This window comes from Natrinema ejinorense (assembly GCF_002494345.1).
GTDB lineage: Archaea > Halobacteriota > Halobacteria > Halobacteriales > Natrialbaceae > Natrinema > Natrinema longum.
In genome coordinates this window covers 1430721-1449039 of record NZ_NXNI01000001.1, presented here as the reverse complement: position 1 = coordinate 1449039, position 18319 = coordinate 1430721, and the positions used below count along the sequence as shown (strand labels likewise).

The window sequence follows — 18319 nt, the reverse complement described above, 5'->3', positions numbered from 1 at the left end:
TCGATTCGACCTGACCCGACTACGATGACCCACCCGAACTGGAGCCACTGCTGTCGAGACGAGGGACGGAAACAGCGACGCACCCACTCGATCCCGGACGAGGGAGGGTAACCGGGATGGTCGAGGCCGTCTCGATCGACATCCTCAGTCTCCTGCTCGTCCTGTCGGTCGCGTGGGTGTTCGGCGCGTTCGCCGAGCGCCTTGGCTACCCGACGATGATGGGCGAGCTGTTCGCCGGGATCGCCTTCGGACCGGCGTTACTCGGACTCTTGCGACCGTCGGAGCTGCTCTCGGTCCTCGCCGAACTCGGAGTCTTCCTCCTGATGGTCTACGTCGGCATGGAGGTCGATCTCCGCGAACTGTTCGAACTCGGCCCTCAATCGCTGCTGATCGCTTTCGGTGCCTTCGTCATCCCCTTTGGACTGGGCTACGCGGCCGGCGTCTGGCTCGGCGTCTCCGTCGGCGCGGCGCTCTTTCTCGGGCTCGCCATGGCCGCGACCTCGCTGGCGACGAAATCGCGAATCCTCGCCGACCTCGACCTCCTGGACACGCGGATCGCGAACGTGTTACTCGGCGGCGCGCTCGCCTCGGATGTGGGGGTGCTCATCGCGTTCGCCGGCGTCAACAGCTACGTGACCGCGGGTACGCTCGATCCGACCGAGATCGGGTGGATCCTCCTGCAGGCGATCGGGTTCTTCGCGGTGACGCTCGTCATCGGATACCGCTTCCTGCCGATCGCGTGGCGATACATCGAACGCCAGCGGGAGCGATACGGCTTCGTCGATCGAACGACGGCGTTTACGTTCGCCCTGCTCGTCTCCCTGCTGTTCGCTCAACTCGCGACGCTGGCGGACCTGCACATGATCATCGGCGGCTTCATGGCGGGGATGTTCCTCCGGCAAGCTGACGTCGAGCCGGGGCTCTACGAGCACATGCACACGGTGATGTACGACCTCGCGATGGGGCTGTTCGCGCCGGTCTTCTTCGTCACCGTCGGCTTCCAGATCACGTTCGACGTGTTCTCCGACTCGCTCGGCGTGCTCGCCACGCTGGTCGTGATCGCCTTCCTCGGGAAGATCATCGGCTCCTGGCTGTTCTCGCTGCCGACGTCGCTTTCCTCTCGCGAGGGACTGGTCGTCGGCTTCGGCATGAACGGCCGCGGGACCGTCGAAATCATCATCGCCAGGGTCGCCCTCGAGGCCAGGATCATCGACCAGTCGATGTTCTCGATCCTCGTCTTCATCGCCGTCTTCACGACCGCGCTCGTCCCCGTCACCGTCACCTGGGGCGTGCGCCTGCTCGAGGCGAGGGACGAACTCGTCTACCTCGATTCGGCGACGCCCGTCGAGGACTGAGACGATCCGCTGTAACGAGTTACTGGTGCAATCGCGACGACCCTGCGGGTGCACCGGCAACGAAGTAGACCGTACGGGTTCGGCCCTGCCTCACTCTCGGGTCCACACCGTCGCGGCTCGAGCGGGGCGCTTTTGCCGCCCGCGCCAGCAGCTAGGGGTATGCACGTCCACGTCGTGGGTGACGATCCCGTTCGCGAAGCGGTCGTCACCGCGCTCGACGATGTCGATATCGGTGTCCGCGACGCCGCTCCAGCGGAACTCGACGACGCCCGCTTCGCAGTCGTCAGCGACGTCGCGGGGTCGGCGACGTTCGACCGGGCAACCGAGGCCGCCCGGTCCGGCGGAACGCCCTGGATCGCCGTCGAGATCGGCGGGGTCGGCGGCCACCCCATCGAAGCCGTCGACGCCGCTATCTCCGGATTCGCACCCGCGACCGGTTGTTTCGACTGTCTCCGCGCTCGCGTCGCGTCGAACCTCGAGGAGCGAGCCGACGGCCCACAGGCCGACCGCAGTGCAGCGCGACTCGCCGGTGCGGTCGCCGGCCGGGAGTGCGTTCGCGTCCTCTCGGGGGCGGAAGGGTCGATCATCGGACAGGTTCGCGAAGTGCCACACGCTCGGCGGCGGCTCCTGCCCGTTCCCGGCTGTGCGTGTGCGGAGACGGACCGGGACCGATCCCTCGGTCGGGACGCCGACCCCCTCGAACTCGCCGCCGCCGTCGAACACGCAGAGGGGGCGATCGACGACCGGGTCGGCCCGATCGCGAGCATCGGCGAGATCGAGTCGTTCCCCGCCCCTTACTACCTGGCGACGGTCGCGGAGACGACCGCCTACAGCGACGCGAGCGCGCCGCGACAGGCGGCCGGCGTGGCCGACGACTGGAACGCCGCGCTGATGAAAGCCGTCGGCGAGGGACTCGAGCGCTACTGTGCCGGCGTCTACCGCGAGGCCGACTTCGTCCACGCGAGCGAGGACGACCTCGAGAGCGCCGTGGCCCCGACGGCCCTCGTCCGCCCGGACGACGCGCCGGCCTACGAGCCGAGCGACGACCATCGCTGGGTGCCAGGCGAGGACCTCGCGACCGGCGACCCGACGCACCTCCCCGCCGCGGCGGTCCAGTTTCCCCAGCCCGGTGACTCGCTCGTTCCGGCGATCACGACCGGACTGGGACTTGGCTCCTCGACGGTCGACGCGCTGGTCTCCGGGCTGACGGAGGTGATCGAGCGCGACGCGACGATGCTCGCGTGGTACTCCACGTTCGACCCGCTGGGGCTGTCGGTCGCGACGCCGGCGTTCGAACGCCTCGAGCGACGCGCCCGGAGCGAAGGGTTGTCCGTGACGCCGCTGCTCGTCACGCAGGACATCGACGTCCCGGTCGTTGCCGTCGCCGTTCACCGCGACGCGAGCGCCGACGCCGACGCGATGTCGCCCGGCGAGGAGCCGTGGCCGGCCTTCGCCGTCGGCTCCGCGGCCGACCTGGATGCCGAGGCGGCCGCGACATCGGCGCTCGAAGAAGCGCTGCAAAACTGGATGGAGCTGCGGAACCTCGGGCCCGAAGCGGCCGACGAGGCCGGGGGTGCGATCGGCGAGTACGCGTCCCTCCCGGCCGCTGGGCGGGCGTTCGTCGACACCGATCGGACGGTTTCGGCGGCCAGCGTCGGTCCCGATCCCGTTCCGACCGGTCTCGAGGGGCTCGAGACGCTGTGTTCGCGGGTGGCCGCTGCCGGACTGACGCCCTACGGGGCACGGTTGACGACCCGCGACGTCGCCGACATCGGCTTCGAGGCCGTTCGGGTCGTCGTTCCCGGTGCTCAGCCGCTGTTCACCGACACGCCGTTCTTCGGCGAGCGGGCGCGGACCGTCCCGGCGGATCTCGGCTTCGAGCCACGGCTCGAGCGGGACTTCCATCCGTACCCCTGACGGGATCGTCGATCGAACGGGCGTCTCGGTCCATCGGCGGTCGCCGGCGCGCGGGTGCCGCCGAGAGCAGGACTCAATCGGCAGTGTCGGTGTCGGCCGGGTCGCCGTCGCCGTCGATCGACTCGGTCTCGTTCGCGCCGGACTCGCCCGTGGTCCGGGGGGCCGTCGCGTTCGGGTCGGTCGCGTTCGCTTCCGTTTCCCTCCCCCGATCGACGTCCAGTATCAGATCGTCGTTCGTGATCCGAATGTTCACGAACTTCGTGCTCGGCGTGATCGTCGTCTCTCGGAAGGTCTCCTCGTCATCCTCCCGTCCGTACTTGACCACGCGGAAGTTCTGCTCGGTCGCCTCGAGATGGGGCGGTGACGCCGACTGGTTCGCCGTGATGGTGTAACTCTCGTCGTAGGTCTGGCGATTCGTGCCGGGGACGTAGGCCTCGAGCGTGAGATCGAAGTGGCGGTCGGCCTCGCTGTGGATCTCGATGGGAACGAGCCCCTGAAAACTCCCCTGGTAGTGCTCTTGCAGGGCCTCGAGACAGCCCGAGAGCCCCACGGTCGCGGCTACCCCGGCAGTTCGAAGTAGCGTACGGCGGTTCACGTGGTGCCCTCCGGGTTGGACGACCGTATGCGTTACTCTTCGATCGACATCGCGACCAGCCGCCGAGGGTCGACGTGGCACCCATCGCCCCCGCGTCACCCAATTCTCCCCGTCCAGAGGATTTTTGAATAGAACGCCGAATGTAAAACCATGGAGAAAGTCGCGATCGACGACGTCGACATCGAAGTCAACCCGATGGAAGTGCACTCAGTCAGACGGCCGATCTCCGATGCGCTCGGCTTCACCGACTTCGCGATGAACTACTTCGAACTCGAGCCCGACGAATCCTTCTCGGGGGGGATGCACACCCACTACGACCAGGAGGAAGTCTTCTACGTCCAGGAGGGGACCGCGACGTTCGACACGGAGGAGGGTGAGGTCGTCGTCGACGAGGGTGAAGTGATCCGGTTCGAACCCGGCGACTTCCAGACGGGCTACAACGACACCGACGATCGGGTCGTCGGCTTCGCATTCGGCGCGCCCAAATCACAACACGACTGGGAGGAACTCGAGTCGCTCGTCTACTGCCAGGAGTGCGAGGAGGAGATCGGCCACGGGCTCGAACTCACCGACGAGGGGGCGTTCCGACTGACCTGTACCGAGTGTGAGAACACGTTCACGCTCGGGTAGCTCGTCGCCCGCGTGCGACGAGTTCCCGCGGCAGTTCGTAGCCGGAACCTTTTCACGACGGACTGAGAGCATCAACGTATGGCTGTCCAAGACAGTTCGAGCGCGGAGATCGACACGACGCTTTTCATCACCGTCTCCGGACCGCCGGGCTGTGGTGCGACCACGCTCTGTGAACGGCTCGCCGACGCGATCGGCTGTCCGTACGTCTCGGGTGGGGACATCTTCCGCGAACTCGCCGCGGATCGCGATATGAACCTCAACCAGCTCACCGCGAAAGCCGACGAGTCCGACGAGATCGACCGCGCGCTCGACGAGCGCCTCCAGCAGATCGCCGAGAAATGGGGGATGGCCAACAAACCGTTCATTCTCGAGTCCCGGCTCGCGGGGTGGCTCGCGGGCGACCGCGCGGACCTGCGCATCTGGCTCGACGCGCCCGAAGACGTTCGACTCGAGCGGATCGACGATCGGATCGAAACCGAGGCGGAGATGCGCGTCCGCGAGGTCAGCGAGGCCGGCCGATACCAGTCCTACTACGAGATCGATATCGGCGACCAGGCGTTTTACGACCTCCAGATCAACACGGCACGCTGGAGCAAGACCGGCGTGTTCGCGATCGTCAAAGCCGCGATCGAGGAGTACGATCCCGAAATCGACGAAGGGGCGTTTACGACGCCGCCGATGGACGTCTAAACGGGATCGCGCCGCGTCCTCGATCGTCGCCGCCCTGTTTTCTCGTCATCGAGTAACGGATCGCACGCAGCCATGCGGCCACCGCCCCGTTCGCTGGCAGCCGGTGAGCGCGTGCACAGTGGCGGTCACCGACGACGGCGGGATCGACAGCGACTGCTGCCGATCGCTCCGTCCGTTCGTTACCGGCGACCGACGACGGACGCCGCTCGAACGGCAATAAAAGTAGGGGCTCGCTTCGCGCTGTGATATCAGTGGGTAGTAAAATAATCACCCGTAATTTCACAATTTACACATGATCGTGGCCAGTACTGACCGAATCGGCCGTGGCGCTCGTGGAGGCGCGACAGTCGGTACCAGTTCGACTGACACGCGTCCATGGACAGGGGAGGTCGAGGGGGACGGACCGTCGGTCCGTCCGACGACGGCTGAGGGGTAGCAATGCCACGAAACACGATGATGACGGCGATCGGGCTTCTCGCAGTGGGCGCACTCGTCACCGCGAGTGTGGGACTGTACCGAGTGTTTTCGTTCGTCGCGGCGGCGTTCATTCTGGCCGTCGTCGCATCGGCGTCGATCGAACACCGCGGCTCGTTGCTCGAGCCCTACACCGGCCTCGTGGCCGGACTCGCCGGGATGTTCGTCCTCGGGCTCGCCGGGATCTGGCTGCTGTGGAGCCCCGGCGTGACGAGTTACACGTACGCGCTCGGCGTTCCGAGGCCCACGCTCGTCTACTTCGCGTTCCTGTGGCTGGCTCCCGCGTTGGCGGCGATCTATTACTCGTTGATTTTCGATCGGATCGGCAACGAGGCGATCGTCGACGACATCATCAGCAGGGCACGGGACCGACAGCGACGGGCGGACCTCCCGCTCGCTCCACGGCGGATCGACAGGACGACCGGTGGGGACGGCCACGACGGAACGGCCGACGCAGGGGGCGACGATGACTGAGCAGGCCACGCTCCCGCTTGCCCCGCTACAGACCGAAGGGATCCCGGTCGCGGACGATCCGATCATTCTCGGGTTCGGGACGGTGTACCTGCTGATCGTCGTCCTGATCGGCATCTGGGGATACATGCGGACACAGACGACCGGCGACTTCCTCATCACCGGCAAGAGCATCGGGACCTGGGTGCTCGCGATGACTGCCTTCTCGGTCATCCAGTCGGGCTTTGGCTTCGTCGGTGGCCCCGAACTCGTCTACGCGTTCGGCACGACGTCGCTGTGGATCTTCTTTACCGCACCGCTTGGCTTCCTGCTCACCTGGGTCGTCCTCGCCAAACGACTGCGCCTGCTCGCGGACATCCGGAACGTGTTGACCCTGGCCGACGGGATGTACGTCCGCTACGAAAGCGACTGGGTGCGTGGACTCACCGGTCTCGCAGTCGTCGTCGGCGTGATCGCCTATCTGGCGACGAACCTCGCCGCGTTGCAGTTCGTCATGCGCGCGATCTTCGGCGTGCCCGTCATCTGGGGCCTGCTGGGTGGCGCGCTCATCCTGTTGCTCTACAGCATGCTCGGCGGGATGATCGCCGGCGTCTGGACCGACTTCCTGCAGGCGCTGACGATGATCACCGGCGCGGTGTTCGTCTTCGCGTACGCCATGTCCTTCGGCGGCGGAATGGGGACCATCTCTCGCAACCTCGCGACCGCCGATCCGGCGCTCATCTCGCCGTTCGGCGCGATGGGCGGGGCGACCACGGCGGTCCTCGTCGGCGTCGCGTGGTGGATCCTGTTTTCGGTCGGTGCCGCCGGACAGCCCCACCTCATTACGAAGTTCTACATGAGCCGCAACCTCGAGATCCTGAAGTGGGGCGCGCCGATCGCCGCCCTCTCCTACGCCGTCTCGAGCCTGATCGCCTTCTCGGCGGGGCTCTCGATGCGGTCGATGGTCGCGGCCGGTGAGATTCAGGAGACGTTCAGCGCGAGCGAGGTCGGCCCCGTCTTCGTCCTCGAGTACACGCCCAGCATCGTCGCCGGGCTCATCCTCGCGGCGCTGCTGGCTGCGATCATGTCGACGAGCGATTCGTTTCTCAACATCGGCGCGGCGGCCATCTCGAGGGACATCCCGAGAGCGATGGGGCAGCCGATCGACGACGACCGGACGGAACTTCGCGTCACGCAGGCGGCGCTGGCCGGCCTCACCGTGCTCGCGACGGGCGTCGTCTACTTCTCCGACGCGCTGGTGGGCATCCTCGGGACGATCGGCTGGGGCTTCTTCGCCGCCGCTTTCGTCCCGGTCGTCGTCTTCGGGATGAACTGGAAGGGTGCGACGAAGTGGGGGGCGGTCGCCGCCCTCTTGGGCGGCCTGGTCGTGAACATCGTCTTCAGCGCGATCCCGGAGGCTGCGGGGGCCGCCAACGTCGACTGGCTGGTGACGCTGGTCATGGGGTTTTACCCCTACCCCGACGTGTTCCCGGTCGGAACCGTCGCGCTCCTCGTCGCGATCGTCCTGTTCGTCGGCGTCTCCATCCTGACCCAGGACGGTGACGACCTCCCCGCGGACCTCCACGCACTACTCGAGCGCTGATCGCCCGTGACCGACAACCGAACCCGACTCGCGGCCGACGGAAGCGAGGAACCGATGCCAAGCGAGACGATCATCGCCCGACTGACACACTGGTTTCGCCAGCGACCGAACTCGCTCGAATTCTGGGAGCTGGTGGTGACCGACGAGCGCCTCCTGTGGTGTTTCGTCGGCGAGTCGTACCGATCGCTGCTCCTGCGGGCCGATATGGGCGAGCGCGACCGAGAGCGGATCGCGGACCTCCCCCCCGACGCGATCGCGGCGTTCGACGATCGGAACATCGTCGTCCCGCTCGAGTCCCTCGAGAAGCTCCACCTCGTCACCGGGACGCGGCTGCGCCGGGCGCGACTCGTCGTCGGCTGGCAGCCACGCGACGGCGACTACGAGGAGCGAACCCTCTCCCAGTCGCGGACCGCGGATCCACAGCGGGAACTCGTGACCGACCTGAAATCGGATCCGCGCCTCGAGGGCGTGGACGTGGTCGTCGAGACACCGCGGTTCCCTCGCCTCTGAACTCGTGTCGCATCGGGGCGTCGACCGTGGTTCGTCCGACGGTTTATCCCGCCCTTCGTGGTAGGGCGTGCTATGACGTGGTACGTTACGCTCGAGGCGGACTCGTACGATGCGGCGCGCGAGTCGTTCGCGTGGGACGTTCCGGCGGCGTTCAACGCCGCGACCGATCTCGTGGGGAAACACCCGGACGGCGACCGTCCGGCGCTCTTCCAGGCGTATCCGGACGGTCGCCGCGAGACGTACACCTTCGACGACCTCGATCGGCGGTCCAACGCCGTCGCCAACGCCCTCGAGTCGATGGGCGTGGATCGTGGCGACCGAGTCGCCGTCGTCGTGCCCCAGAAACCCGAAAACGTCCTCACCCATCTCGCCTGCTGGAAGCGCGGGGCGGTGTCGCTCCCGCTGTCGGTGCTGTTCGGCGACGATGCCCTGCGATACCGCCTGCAGGACAGCGAGGCCCGGGTCGCCGTCGTCGACGCGGCCCAGTGGGAGACGATCCGCGCCGTCGCACCGGACTGCCCCACGCTGAAGCACGTCCTGGTCGTCGACGCGGAGCCGGCGGACGAACGCGTCGGCGAGGCGAGCGTCCACACCTTCGAGGGGGCAGTCGACGGGTGCTCGAGCGAGTACGACATCGTCGAGACCGACGCCGAGACCCCGGCGATCATCATGTACACGAGCGGGAGTACCGGCGATCCGAAGGGGGTTTCTCACACCCACGGCGTCTGGATCGGCCACTGCCCGGCGTTTTCGATGTACTTCGAGCGTGATCTCCGGGGCGAGTCGGTCTACTGGACGCCCGCCGACTGGGCGTGGATCGGCGCGCTGGGCGATCTCGTCTTCCCCGCGTGGCACTACGGCCGGCCGGTCGTCGGCTACCCGATGGGGTCGTTCGATCCCGAAACCGCGTTCGAGATCGCGGCCGAATTCGACGTGACGAACGCCTTCGTCCCGCCGACCGCGATCCGGATGCTCATGGGGGTCGACGAGCCGACCGACCGCTACGACCTCTCGCTCGAGGCGATCTGCTCGGGCGGCGAGCCGCTGACCAGCGAGATCCTCGAGTGGGCCGACGAGGAACTGGCGGGGACGGCCGTCAACGAACTGTACGGGCAGACGGAAGCGAACCTGCTGGTCACGAACTGCCGCGGGTGGTTCCCCGCGAAGCCCGGAAGTATGGGAAAACCCGTTCCCGGACACGATGTCGCTGTCGTCGATCCGGACGACGGCGAGTCCGTGGAGCCGGGCGAGGTCGGCGAAATCGCCGTTCGGCGCGGCGACGACCCCGTGCTCTTCGAGGAGTACTGGAACGCCCCCGAGAAGACGGCCGACGTGACCGCGGGGGAGTGGCACCTCACCGGGGACCTCGCGAAACGCGACGAAGAGGGGTACGTCTGGTTCGTCTCCCGCGACGACGACCTCATCATCACGAGCGGCTACCGCGTCGCCCCGCGGGAAGTCGAGGAGACGATCCTCGAGCACGCGGCCGTCGAACAGGTCGGCGTCGTCGGCGTGCCCGACGAGACGCGAGGTGAGATCATCAAAGCGGTCGTCCAGCCGGTGCCAGGGGAAGCGGGATCGGACGAGCTACGGACGGAGATCCGTTCCCTCGTCAGGGAGCGGCTGGCGGAATACGAGTATCCCCGCGAGATCGAGTTCGTCGACGACCTGCCGACGACGACGACCGGAAAGATCCGGCGGACGGAATTATAGATGTCGCCGAAACGATCGAACACTACCCGCAACGCTGTCGTGTGAGTCGGCGTGCAGTGACTGTCAGCGGCTCCGGGAGGGTGAGTCGCCGTTCAGTGGGGACGGTCGTTACTCGCTGTCGGGCGAGTAGTTCGGCGCTTCGTCGGTGATGACGACGTCGTGGGCGTGGCTCTCGGCCTGGCCGGCCGAGGAGACGCGGACGAACTCCGAGCGCTCCTTGAATCCGGGGATCGTCTCCGCGCCGACGTATCCCATGCCCGACTGCATGCCGCCCGCGAGCTGGTGGAGCTCGGACTTGAGCGTGCCCTTGTAGGGGGTCGCGGCCTCGACGCCCTCGGGGACGTACTCGTCTTCCTCGTCGGGTTCGTCCTTGAGATAGCGGTCGCTGTCGCCGGACTTCATCGCGCCGACCGAGCCCATGCCCCGATACTGCTTGTACTTCTTGCCGTTCATCGTGACGACCCGTCCCGGTGCCTCGTCGGTGCCGGCGAAGTAGGAGCCGAGCATGACCGCGTCCGCGCCCGCGGCGATCGCCTTGATCGCGTCGCCGGAGTAGCGAATACCGCCGTCGGCGATCACCGGCACGTCGTGTTCGGCGGCGACGTCGGCGACCTGCGCGACGGCCGTGATCTGGGGCATCCCCGACCCCGAGACGACTCGCGTCGTACAGATCGAACCGGGGCCGATCCCGACCTTCAGGCCGTCGGCGAACTCGACGAGGTCCGCGGCCGCCTCTCGGGTGCCGATGTTGCCGACCACGACGTCCGCGTCGACGGACTCCTTGATCTCGCGTGCGCCGTCGATGACGTTCAGGTTGTGTGCGTGCGCGGTGTCGATGAAGAGGACATCCGCGCCGGCCTCGTCGGCGGCTTCCGCACGTTCCTGCTCGAACGGGCTGACGGCGACGCCACAGCGAAGGCGACCGTCCTCGTCGCGGACGGCCTCCTGATACTCGCGGCGCTGGAGGATGCCCTGCATCGTCACGAGGCCGACGAGGAGGTTCTCGTCGTCGACGACCGGGACGCGTTCGATCTTGTGGTCGTACATCATCTCGAACGCGTCGCGGGAGTCGACGTCCTCGTGGGCCGTGATGACCTCGTCGGTCATCGCTTCGGTGACCTGGTCGTCCTCGTTGACCTCGAGGTGGGGCCGAATGTCCGTACTCGAGATGATGCCAAGGACCTCGCCGCGGGTATTGACGACGGGCGCGCCGCCGACGCCGCGGCGGGCCATCAGTTCGTCGACCTCGCGGACGGTCATCTCGGGGTCGGCGGTGACGACCGAATCCAGCGGGATGATGAGTTCGTCGGCGCTCTTGACGCGACCGATCTCCTCGACCATCTCGTCGATGTTCATGTTGCGATGGAGGACGCCGAGGCCGCCGTGGCGGGCCATCGCGATCGCCATGTCGCTCTCCGTGACGGTGTCCATCGCCGCCGAGAGGATGGGGACGGAGACCTCGACGTTTTTCGAGACGTTCGACGTGAGGTCGGCGTCGTCGGGTTCGACGCGGCTCTCCTTGGGGCGGAGAAGGACATCGTCGAAGGTTAGCGCTTCCGGTACCTGCAGTTTCGAAGAATAGGGCTCGTGCTCTGGAACGTCGTTCGCCATGTAAGCCGTCCGGCCCCCTGTGCAAAAAGCGTTGCGAGATAAATACGGGTGTGAACGGTTGACGGGGCCGTCAACGGGCGATTCGCCCCACAGTGGTGATCGTCGCGCCCGGCCTCGGTCGGACGAGTCGGACTCGCGGGGCGGTCCGACCGGTTCCGCGGACGACGGGAGCGATCCCGGGACGCGGGCAGGGCACCGGCTCGAGTCCACGCATGCGGTCCAGACCTGTGCATTTCCGCACGGATCTGGACGCTACTGCCGGAACACTACCGGGTCGTGAAATCCCGTCCCACACAACGTTTATTGACAGTCCCCCCGTTTCTGTAGGTATGTACGCTGTGAGTGCAGCCGCGTTCCGAACCGTTGGCATGACGAGTTCCGACTCCGTCGACGCCGCGTTCGGGAATTTTACAGGTAAACTCACAGCTCGAGGCCCTACTCCGAATGCGATCGACTGGTCACCACACCGGTCGGTACGGGACTGCCCGTCATATCGCCCACTGGCCTCGGGTCACGGCCATCGGCCCTGACCGATGAGTACGTCACGGCACCCGGTCGCGCTCCAGATGGAGCGCATCGTCGGCGGTGACGCCAGGCTCCTGGCGCTGGTGATGATGTTACCGTTAGTCGACGGTGTCTTCCCCGCGTTGATCCTGGCCGGTGCGCTCGACGAGCCCTTGGGTGCGATTCAGGTCGGACTCCTGATCTTCGGTGGGAGCGCGACCGTCGCCGTCATTCTGGCGGAGATGGAGGGGACGCCACGCGAACAGGCGACTGTCGTCTTGCTCGTTGGAGTGCCGCTGATACTGCTCGCGGCAGTGCAGGCTGCTCTCGCACCGGCGATCGGCAGCGTCCTCGACGACGCCACCATCACCCGATTCGCGGCGCTGGTCATCCTCGCGATCGCCGCCAAGACCGCCAGCGCGACGATCGGAGAGTACCTCCCCAACCCCGTCGTGATTATCGGGCTGGGGCTGGTGGCGAGCATCGACCCCTCCGGGGCGACGTTCTCGGTGATGACCGATCCCGCCCTCGTCGCCCACGGGACGCTGGCCGCCGCCGTCGGCGTCGGCTTCGCGCTCGGGATCGCCCTCGCCGGGCCCTACCTCCGGGAGTTCATGGACATCGATCGGTTCCGCTTCGGGAGCGCGGTCGCGCTCGGCTTGCTCCCGCTGTCCCTGCTGGGGATGGCCTTCGGCCAGGCCCCGCTGGCCGCGTTGCTCGTCGCCGCCGTCTTCGCCGTCGACTTCCCGTTCCGGGAATCCGACGACGAGGCGGACGAGCCCCCGACCGACGCGACGGCCCAGCTGGACGCGATGGCCGACGGTGCCGGGGCCGACGCAGGCGAGCCCGCGCCCGGGGACCAGGGTGGCGAGTCCGACCCGTATCCCAGCGACGACGGGACGGACACCGCGGGCCGGGCCCCGTGGCTGTAGCGCGATTCTGTGCCGAATCGAAACCACTTTAGGGACGATGGCCCAACGGAGACTCGAGGGGTCGTGGCCAAGCCAGGCATGGCGGCTGACTCCAGAGGCTACGGCGCCCGGGACGACACTCCAGACTGATATACTGATCGGACACCTGATCAGTGTCCGTGTGATGACCCTCTGGAGTTCCGAGGCGCACCGGAGATATCAGTAGATCGGGGGTTCAAATCCCTCCGACCCCATTTGAAATAAAAGGCCCAGAGAGGCTTTTCTCGCATTCTCGATATAGTCTGAATAGGGGGTGGTCTGCGTGACGACCGCACCCTGGCCGTCGGTCGACAATTCGACGTGCAATCACTGCGGAGCCCACGTTACTGACCGATTCCGTCGTGTTTTCGGTGACGACGACGACCGAGCCCATCGGTGTGGTGACTGCGATACCTACGCGCGACTGAGCCGCGGCTCTGCAGCTGGCGTCGACGTTTCGATTCCGGACCCGGAGACATCGCCCGGCCGTCACGGAGGTGAGGCCGATGCGTAACGGGTTCGTCCAGGCGAGTGAACTGTACGATGTCGAGAGTCGGTCGCCCATCGCCCATCCGGTCCACCAAGCGACCGACGCGGACGTTCGCCATGCGCTCGAGAAGCGAGGTGAATCGGCGTGATAAGCGCGTTTCCGTACATCGGTGGCAAGACGCGTCTTGCTGAGTGGGTGATTGACCACCTCCCGGAACACACTGCGTACGTCGAGCCCTTCGGCGGCTCCGCGTCCGTGCTCTTGAATAAGCCCCGTAGCAACGTCGAGGTCTTCAACGACAAGGACAGCGACGTTGTTACGTTCTTCCGGGTTGCTCGCGAGCGTCCGGACGAACTCGCGGAGTGGTGTCGGTACACACCGTTTTCCGAACAGCTTCACGACGAGTGGGCGGACGAGTTCTTCGCCGGTGAGCGGCCGAGCGACGATATTGAGCACGCTGGAAAATGGCTGTTCCTCCGCTATAGTCAGTACGCGGGGAAAGTATCGCGTAAGAGCGGCTTCAAACGGGAGAGTCCGCTGGACGAGAAGGGGAGCCGAAACGCGAGAAACTGGGTCAACGCACCTGAACGGATTCAACAAGTCGCAGAGCGCTTTCGCGGCGTCTCTGTCGTACACGAGGACTTTCAGAGCGTCGTCAGTCGATACGATTCACCTGAGACCGCGTTCTACCTAGATCCCCCGTACTACGAGAAAGAAGACCTGTACCGAGCATCTGCCGATCATGCCACACTGGAAGAAACGCTCTGTGAGATCGACGGCTACGCGATCGTTTCGTACACGGACATTCCACCAGGACTGTACGAGGGCAACGAGTGGCATGTCGTTGAGCGGACGGTCACTCACTCCGCTGCAGGCAACGGGAAGACTGCCGACGAACGCCTCATACTGAATTTCGAGCCATCCACCGAGCGAGCATTCAATCAACGAACGCTGGCAGATGTCCGCTCCACCGGAGGTGAATCGGCGTGAATCGACTCGTCGAATCCGACGAGTGTGAGCGGTGCGGTGATCGCGTCGACGCACTTCGTCGTCTCTGCCCGGAATGTACGCGCGCGGTTCGAGACGCGCGGGAGGGGCCGCTATGAGTTCTCGAGCATCGGAACTGGAGAGTCCAAAGGCCAGCGGCGACGCGCTCGAGGGCGAGATCGTCCAGACTGTCGATGAACTCGAGTACGTCAGCGATCACATCGCCACCTGGCACGATGCACGGACCACCGCCGTCATCGAGGCGAGTCACTCGCTGCCGTTCTACGGGATCGTCCTCGTTGAACCAGACGTTCCCGTCGAGATCAAAGGCTGTCAGATAGAGACGAGCAACGGCAGTCGGTCGACGCGCGGTCGGTTCTACGTCAAGCGAGCGGCTCACGAGCAACTGCTCGAGGCGGCCGGGATGTACCTGTTCGTCGTGTATCTGCCGCGGCCAGGATTGCCCCAGGTGACCCGCGCGATCGTGCCGGCGACGCTCGTCGACGAGCTGCTATCTGGCCGGTGGTACGAGGTCGGCGGCTCGCGATCGGAACAGGAGGTCGCGAAACTTGCGTGGTCGCACGTGATCGATCCGGCTGGTGTTGATCCGTCGGTAACGGTCGGTGATTCGCGGTGAGCGTCGACACCGAATCCGACGATCGCGACCTCGAGGCCGAGCTGGCAAGCGCGGCAGCCGGTCAGGTCGGCGTTCCCGTCGACGCTGTTTGCGTGGGCTGTGGGCGGACGCGCGTCAAGCGCGCGACTCTCGAGGCGATGGACCAGCAGGCCGACGCCGACCCCACGACGCTCGAGGCGACGGACTGTACGTCGTTCAAGCACGTCTGCTATCCCTGCCAGGGTGCAACGTGGTGGAATCCCGTCGCTGTACTCACCGGCTTGCTCGAGAGCGAGCGCGATTGGGGTGAGTAGCGGTGTCCCAGGTCGAGACGACACCCCACGAGATCGAGGGCCGATGGAAGTGGCCCGACTGGGGCCGCGGTCCGTATGATGCGCTCTCGTCGGTCATGCTCGGGCCGCCCTTCGAGGGCTACCTCGAGATCACGACCGAGATCGACGGCGAGCCCTGGCACCTCGAAGTGAGCTACAGCAAGTCGGGGTTCGCTCCCCGGCTGTCCGACGGGATCAACGCCGAACGTCTGTACGAGTGGGACATCAAAGGACGCGGTCGCGGCGAGCGAAAAGCGTCCTACAACATCGGCCCGCGATTCCCGAACATGCGTCACTGGGAGAGTGGCGAGCGGTTGCAACTCCCCTGGGAGAATCAGGTCGGCGAGGTCGACGGGGTAGACGTCGAGTTTCACACCAGCAACATCGAACCCGACCGCGGTCTCGAGTTGCTGCCGGAGTTCTTCGGGGCGATCTTCGAGCACGCCGGCGAACGAATTCACTCCGAATACTTCCGGACCGAACCGCACCCGGCGAGTCGGATGTGGGCGTACGAGCGATACGTTCGGATTCGTCGTGAATGGGCTGAAAAGCTCTCATCGGCCGGTGTTCTCCAGAAGGTTGCACACTATCTCTCCGACCTCGAGGGAGTGAAAGCCGAGCTCCACATCGACAACGAGGAAGTCGTCAACCACCAGAATCGGCTGTTCTTGAACCCCACGTCGGCCGGCGAGTTACTGCCGGGACACACCTACGGGCGGAAGTTCGAGATCTACCAACTTGCCGATCCCGACGCGGTTTCGAAGGATCACCCGTCGTACCATCCGAAGGTGGAAGTCCTGGTGAACAAGTCGATGAACAACGGCGAGGCATGGGCATGGGCCGATCGTCACGAGGTAACGGAGCAAATCGAGGAGACGCTGTTGAACGCGCTGCACTGGGAAGACATCCCGCTCGGTCCCGACGGCAGTGGTGTCTACGTCGCAGATGATCATTTCGACGCCGTCGCCCGAGACGACCTGGTCGAACTATACGAGGATCCCACCCCGCGCCTCGAGGCGAAGTCTGACCACCTGTTGATGACGACGCTCCGCGATATGGGCGAGACCGCTCGAGACGTTTCGGAGACGGTCGCGACGGACGGCGGTGCGACGGTCGACGACCTCGCCGACCAGCTGGGGAAGCATCCCGCGACGATCTACCGAGCGATCAACGACCTCGGCGACATCCTCGAGCTCGACCAGGGAGACGTGTCGTTCCGAGCCCGGAAGTACCGCGAGGAACTCCGCGCGCTCGTCGAGTCCGCTGAGTACGCGATCGAGAGCTACGCCGATCGGATGCAACACATCATGGGGCTGGCCGATCACGTCGCCGAGTCTTCGCCCTTCCAGGAGTGGCTCGCGAAGAACGGGGCCGACCTCGAGTTCGACGAGAATGGCGAGCCCCGACAGATGCGGATCGATACGATCCTCTCCCGGCTGAAGTCGGACAGCTTCGAGAACGTCGCGACGATCGCCAGTGAGGCCCTCGAGAAGTGGTCGAAGTCGGGGAATGATCCGACGACCCTCCGCGGCGTTGAGCTGACCTGGAAGACTCCCGGAGGCGGGACTGAAACCGGATTCGTCGGTGCGGTCGCCGATCGCTGAATCGGCCCGGATAGTGGCAACACTCTCGGTATCGCTGTTTTCTGCAACTTAGGTTGACTACCACCGTTTCCTATGCAAATCTGATTGTAGTTCGTCCCTCGAGGGCGGGGTCGGCACCGCGATCGCACCGCAACGCCGGCGGGGTCGTTTCGCGCTTCGCGCGAAAGCCCCCTTGGCGGGTGTCGCCAAGGCGACAGTGCCAAAAAATTACAGCGCTCCACCCCGCCTCCGCACGCAGAACTCCAGTTGAAGCACATGAAACAGAGGTTTTGAGAGATCTCTCTGGTAACAGGTGAGATTATATCTGGTCATAGTAATATAGTCTTTCTATGAATGATCATACTGAGATAACAGAGAACCTATCATTTGATAGTGAACCAGATACGCAAGAATTCATAGATGCTTTTCTTAGAGCTCTCGAAAAGCAATATTCATATGATCGGTTGAAAGATCTATCAATAGATCATCTTGAAGACGAAGTAGATTATCTCCAGAATGATCTAATGATTCTAAGATGGCGGCTATTCAGGGACAAGAAACTTTGGCGATCAGAGGCTGAAACTCTCCAAAAAGTTGCTAGTGTATCACGTTCTCATAGCCTCGAGAAACCAACAATAGATCAAATCTACCAAATAAGTTGGACAATAAATAGAATTGAGCGGAATTTCGACCGTGCATGGAGGAATTCAGATAGGGGAGGAATAAGAGGAATCTTATCAAGCGTGAAATATGTATTTATTGGGTCTCCCCAGTTTGCAGGTGTTGAAATAGATTTTTCAGAAAATATAGCTGCCGACGACCGCCCCAAACGTATGAATCAATAGCACTGCAACTCTTTCACATTATATCTTTAATACTTATTTTTGCTTGTTGGGTTCCACGATGATCGCCACCTCCATGCCACTGGAGTAGCGGCAGGTTTCTCGTCTGAACCATCTTGTCCTTGAGAATCGTACAGCCGCTTCGTCCGTGGGGTCGATAGACGACGAAGCAGTACCAGCCGTCATGCCGCCGGAGCTTTTCGTGGTACCCCCGATATACCTTCCAATTTCCCGGCTGTCCGTCGCTGTGTTCATACATCGTGCTCTTGATTTCGACCGGCGTTCCGTTCCCGAATTTCGCGTCGTGCCAGCTACTCCGCTCGAGATCGAAGCGCCGTTTCTTGGCCATCCGTTTCTCACAGACCGTTCCGAAGTGGTTCGCGCGTTTCGACCGACTCATTTTCATATCACCTTCTCGCCATGCCGCGCGTTGTTATATATAATCCTCCGCTGGGTCAGCGCCGCGA

19 protein-coding genes and 1 tRNA gene are annotated in these 18319 nt (G+C 64.6%); 17 read left to right on the top strand and 3 right to left on the bottom strand.

The window, feature by feature from the left end; genetic code table 11:
• Positions 1 to 116: 116 nt before the first annotated feature.
• Positions 117 to 1355 (top strand): cation:proton antiporter, encoded by a 1239-nt coding sequence (locus CP557_RS07165; protein WP_097379281.1) that lies wholly within the window; start codon positions 117 to 119, stop codon positions 1353 to 1355.
• 159 nt (positions 1356 to 1514) lie between these two features.
• Entirely contained in the window at positions 1515 to 3272 is a 1758-nt protein-coding gene (locus CP557_RS07160) for a YcaO-like family protein (RefSeq protein ID WP_097379280.1), read from the top strand.
• 73 nt (positions 3273 to 3345) lie between these two features.
• Here the strand turns inward: CP557_RS07160 and CP557_RS07155 are convergent, their stop codons facing one another.
• Complete coding sequence (locus tag CP557_RS07155; protein ID WP_097379279.1) at positions 3346 to 3867, bottom strand: hypothetical protein; 522 nt, start codon at positions 3865 to 3867, stop codon at positions 3346 to 3348.
• Positions 3868 to 4017: 150 nt separating this feature from the next.
• On the opposite strand from CP557_RS07155, the gene CP557_RS07150 reads away from it, so the two are divergent.
• From CP557_RS07150 to CP557_RS07125, 6 genes are all read left to right on the top strand, one after another.
• Positions 4018 to 4497 (top strand): cupin domain-containing protein, encoded by a 480-nt coding sequence (locus CP557_RS07150; RefSeq protein WP_097379278.1) that lies wholly within the window; start codon positions 4018 to 4020, stop codon positions 4495 to 4497.
• Between the two features lie 78 nt (positions 4498 to 4575).
• Complete coding sequence (cmk, locus tag CP557_RS07145; protein ID WP_097379277.1) at positions 4576 to 5187, top strand: (d)CMP kinase; 612 nt, start codon at positions 4576 to 4578, stop codon at positions 5185 to 5187.
• Between the two features lie 438 nt (positions 5188 to 5625).
• Positions 5626 to 6135, top strand: a complete 510-nt coding sequence (locus CP557_RS07140) for a hypothetical protein (protein WP_097379276.1) — start codon at positions 5626 to 5628, stop codon at positions 6133 to 6135.
• Positions 6128 to 7714, top strand: a complete 1587-nt coding sequence (locus CP557_RS07135) for a sodium/proline symporter (protein ID WP_097381563.1) — start codon at positions 6128 to 6130, stop codon at positions 7712 to 7714. The genes CP557_RS07140 and CP557_RS07135 overlap by 8 nt, the downstream gene beginning before the upstream one ends.
• 54 nt (positions 7715 to 7768) lie before the next feature.
• Positions 7769 to 8224, top strand: coding sequence for a hypothetical protein (locus CP557_RS07130; protein ID WP_097381562.1), 456 nt, complete (start codon positions 7769 to 7771; stop codon positions 8222 to 8224).
• A gap of 72 nt (positions 8225 to 8296) precedes the next feature.
• A complete protein-coding gene (locus CP557_RS07125; RefSeq protein WP_097379275.1) occupies positions 8297 to 9937 on the top strand; it encodes an acyl-CoA synthetase in 1641 nt (546 codons plus the stop codon).
• A 108-nt stretch (positions 9938 to 10045) separates the two neighbouring features.
• Here CP557_RS07125 and guaB read toward each other — a convergent pair whose 3' ends face one another.
• Entirely contained in the window at positions 10046 to 11548 is a 1503-nt protein-coding gene (gene guaB, locus CP557_RS07120; RefSeq protein WP_097379274.1) for an IMP dehydrogenase, read from the bottom strand.
• A 533-nt stretch (positions 11549 to 12081) separates the two neighbouring features.
• Between guaB and CP557_RS07115 the strand changes: the two genes are divergently transcribed.
• The 9 genes from CP557_RS07115 (at position 12082) to CP557_RS22125 (ending at position 17855) form a co-directional block, all read left to right on the top strand.
• Complete coding sequence (locus CP557_RS07115) at positions 12082 to 12984, top strand: DUF5794 domain-containing protein (protein ID WP_097379273.1); 903 nt, start codon at positions 12082 to 12084, stop codon at positions 12982 to 12984.
• A 57-nt stretch (positions 12985 to 13041) separates the two neighbouring features.
• Positions 13042 to 13217, top strand: a tRNA-Trp gene (locus CP557_RS07110).
• 59 nt (positions 13218 to 13276) lie between these two features.
• Positions 13277 to 13516, top strand: coding sequence for a DUF7563 family protein (locus tag CP557_RS22970; RefSeq protein ID WP_097379272.1), 240 nt, complete (start codon positions 13277 to 13279; stop codon positions 13514 to 13516).
• Complete coding sequence (locus CP557_RS23270) at positions 13509 to 13640, top strand: hypothetical protein (protein WP_281255554.1); 132 nt, start codon at positions 13509 to 13511, stop codon at positions 13638 to 13640. The genes CP557_RS22970 and CP557_RS23270 overlap by 8 nt, the downstream gene beginning before the upstream one ends.
• Entirely contained in the window at positions 13637 to 14482 is an 846-nt protein-coding gene (locus CP557_RS07100) for a DNA adenine methylase (protein WP_097379271.1), read from the top strand. The genes CP557_RS23270 and CP557_RS07100 overlap by 4 nt, the downstream gene beginning before the upstream one ends.
• A gap of 112 nt (positions 14483 to 14594) precedes the next feature.
• Complete coding sequence (locus CP557_RS07095) at positions 14595 to 15116, top strand: hypothetical protein (protein WP_097379270.1); 522 nt, start codon at positions 14595 to 14597, stop codon at positions 15114 to 15116.
• Positions 15113 to 15409, top strand: a complete 297-nt coding sequence (locus CP557_RS07090) for a hypothetical protein (protein WP_097379269.1) — start codon at positions 15113 to 15115, stop codon at positions 15407 to 15409. The genes CP557_RS07095 and CP557_RS07090 overlap by 4 nt, the downstream gene beginning before the upstream one ends.
• A gap of 2 nt (positions 15410 to 15411) precedes the next feature.
• Positions 15412 to 17031 (top strand): DUF7845 domain-containing protein, encoded by a 1620-nt coding sequence (locus CP557_RS07085; protein ID WP_097379268.1) that lies wholly within the window; start codon positions 15412 to 15414, stop codon positions 17029 to 17031.
• 329 nt (positions 17032 to 17360) lie between these two features.
• Positions 17361 to 17855, top strand: coding sequence for a hypothetical protein (locus CP557_RS22125; protein WP_143825046.1), 495 nt, complete (start codon positions 17361 to 17363; stop codon positions 17853 to 17855).
• A 13-nt stretch (positions 17856 to 17868) separates the two neighbouring features.
• Here the strand turns inward: CP557_RS22125 and CP557_RS07080 are convergent, their stop codons facing one another.
• A complete protein-coding gene (locus CP557_RS07080; RefSeq protein ID WP_097381561.1) occupies positions 17869 to 18252 on the bottom strand; it encodes a hypothetical protein in 384 nt (127 codons plus the stop codon).
• Between the last annotated feature and the right edge of the window lie 67 nt (positions 18253 to 18319).

Excerpts from the sequence above, each read along its gene's own strand:
- CP557_RS07150 (WP_097379278.1), top strand. The coding sequence starts at position 4,018 with ATGGAGAAAGTCGCGATCGACGACGTCGACATCGAAGTCAACCCGATG.
- CP557_RS07130 (WP_097381562.1), top strand. The coding sequence starts at position 7,769 with ATGCCAAGCGAGACGATCATCGCCCGACTGACACACTGGTTTCGCCAG.
- CP557_RS07125 (WP_097379275.1), top strand. The coding sequence starts at position 8,297 with ATGACGTGGTACGTTACGCTCGAGGCGGACTCGTACGATGCGGCGCGC.
- CP557_RS22125 (WP_143825046.1), top strand. The coding sequence starts at position 17,361 with ATGAATGATCATACTGAGATAACAGAGAACCTATCATTTGATAGTGAA.
- CP557_RS07165 (WP_097379281.1), top strand. The coding sequence starts at position 117 with ATGGTCGAGGCCGTCTCGATCGACATCCTCAGTCTCCTGCTCGTCCTG.
- CP557_RS23270 (WP_281255554.1), top strand. The coding sequence starts at position 13,509 with ATGCGTAACGGGTTCGTCCAGGCGAGTGAACTGTACGATGTCGAGAGT.
- cmk (WP_097379277.1), top strand. The coding sequence starts at position 4,576 with ATGGCTGTCCAAGACAGTTCGAGCGCGGAGATCGACACGACGCTTTTC.
- CP557_RS07115 (WP_097379273.1), top strand. The coding sequence starts at position 12,082 with ATGAGTACGTCACGGCACCCGGTCGCGCTCCAGATGGAGCGCATCGTC.
- CP557_RS07080 (WP_097381561.1), bottom strand. The coding sequence starts at position 18,252 with ATGAGTCGGTCGAAACGCGCGAACCACTTCGGAACGGTCTGTGAGAAA.
- CP557_RS07160 (WP_097379280.1), top strand. The coding sequence starts at position 1,515 with ATGCACGTCCACGTCGTGGGTGACGATCCCGTTCGCGAAGCGGTCGTC.
- CP557_RS07095 (WP_097379270.1), top strand. The coding sequence starts at position 14,595 with ATGAGTTCTCGAGCATCGGAACTGGAGAGTCCAAAGGCCAGCGGCGAC.
- guaB (WP_097379274.1), bottom strand. The coding sequence starts at position 11,548 with ATGGCGAACGACGTTCCAGAGCACGAGCCCTATTCTTCGAAACTGCAG.
- CP557_RS07135 (WP_097381563.1), top strand. The coding sequence starts at position 6,128 with ATGACTGAGCAGGCCACGCTCCCGCTTGCCCCGCTACAGACCGAAGGG.
- CP557_RS07140 (WP_097379276.1), top strand. The coding sequence starts at position 5,626 with ATGCCACGAAACACGATGATGACGGCGATCGGGCTTCTCGCAGTGGGC.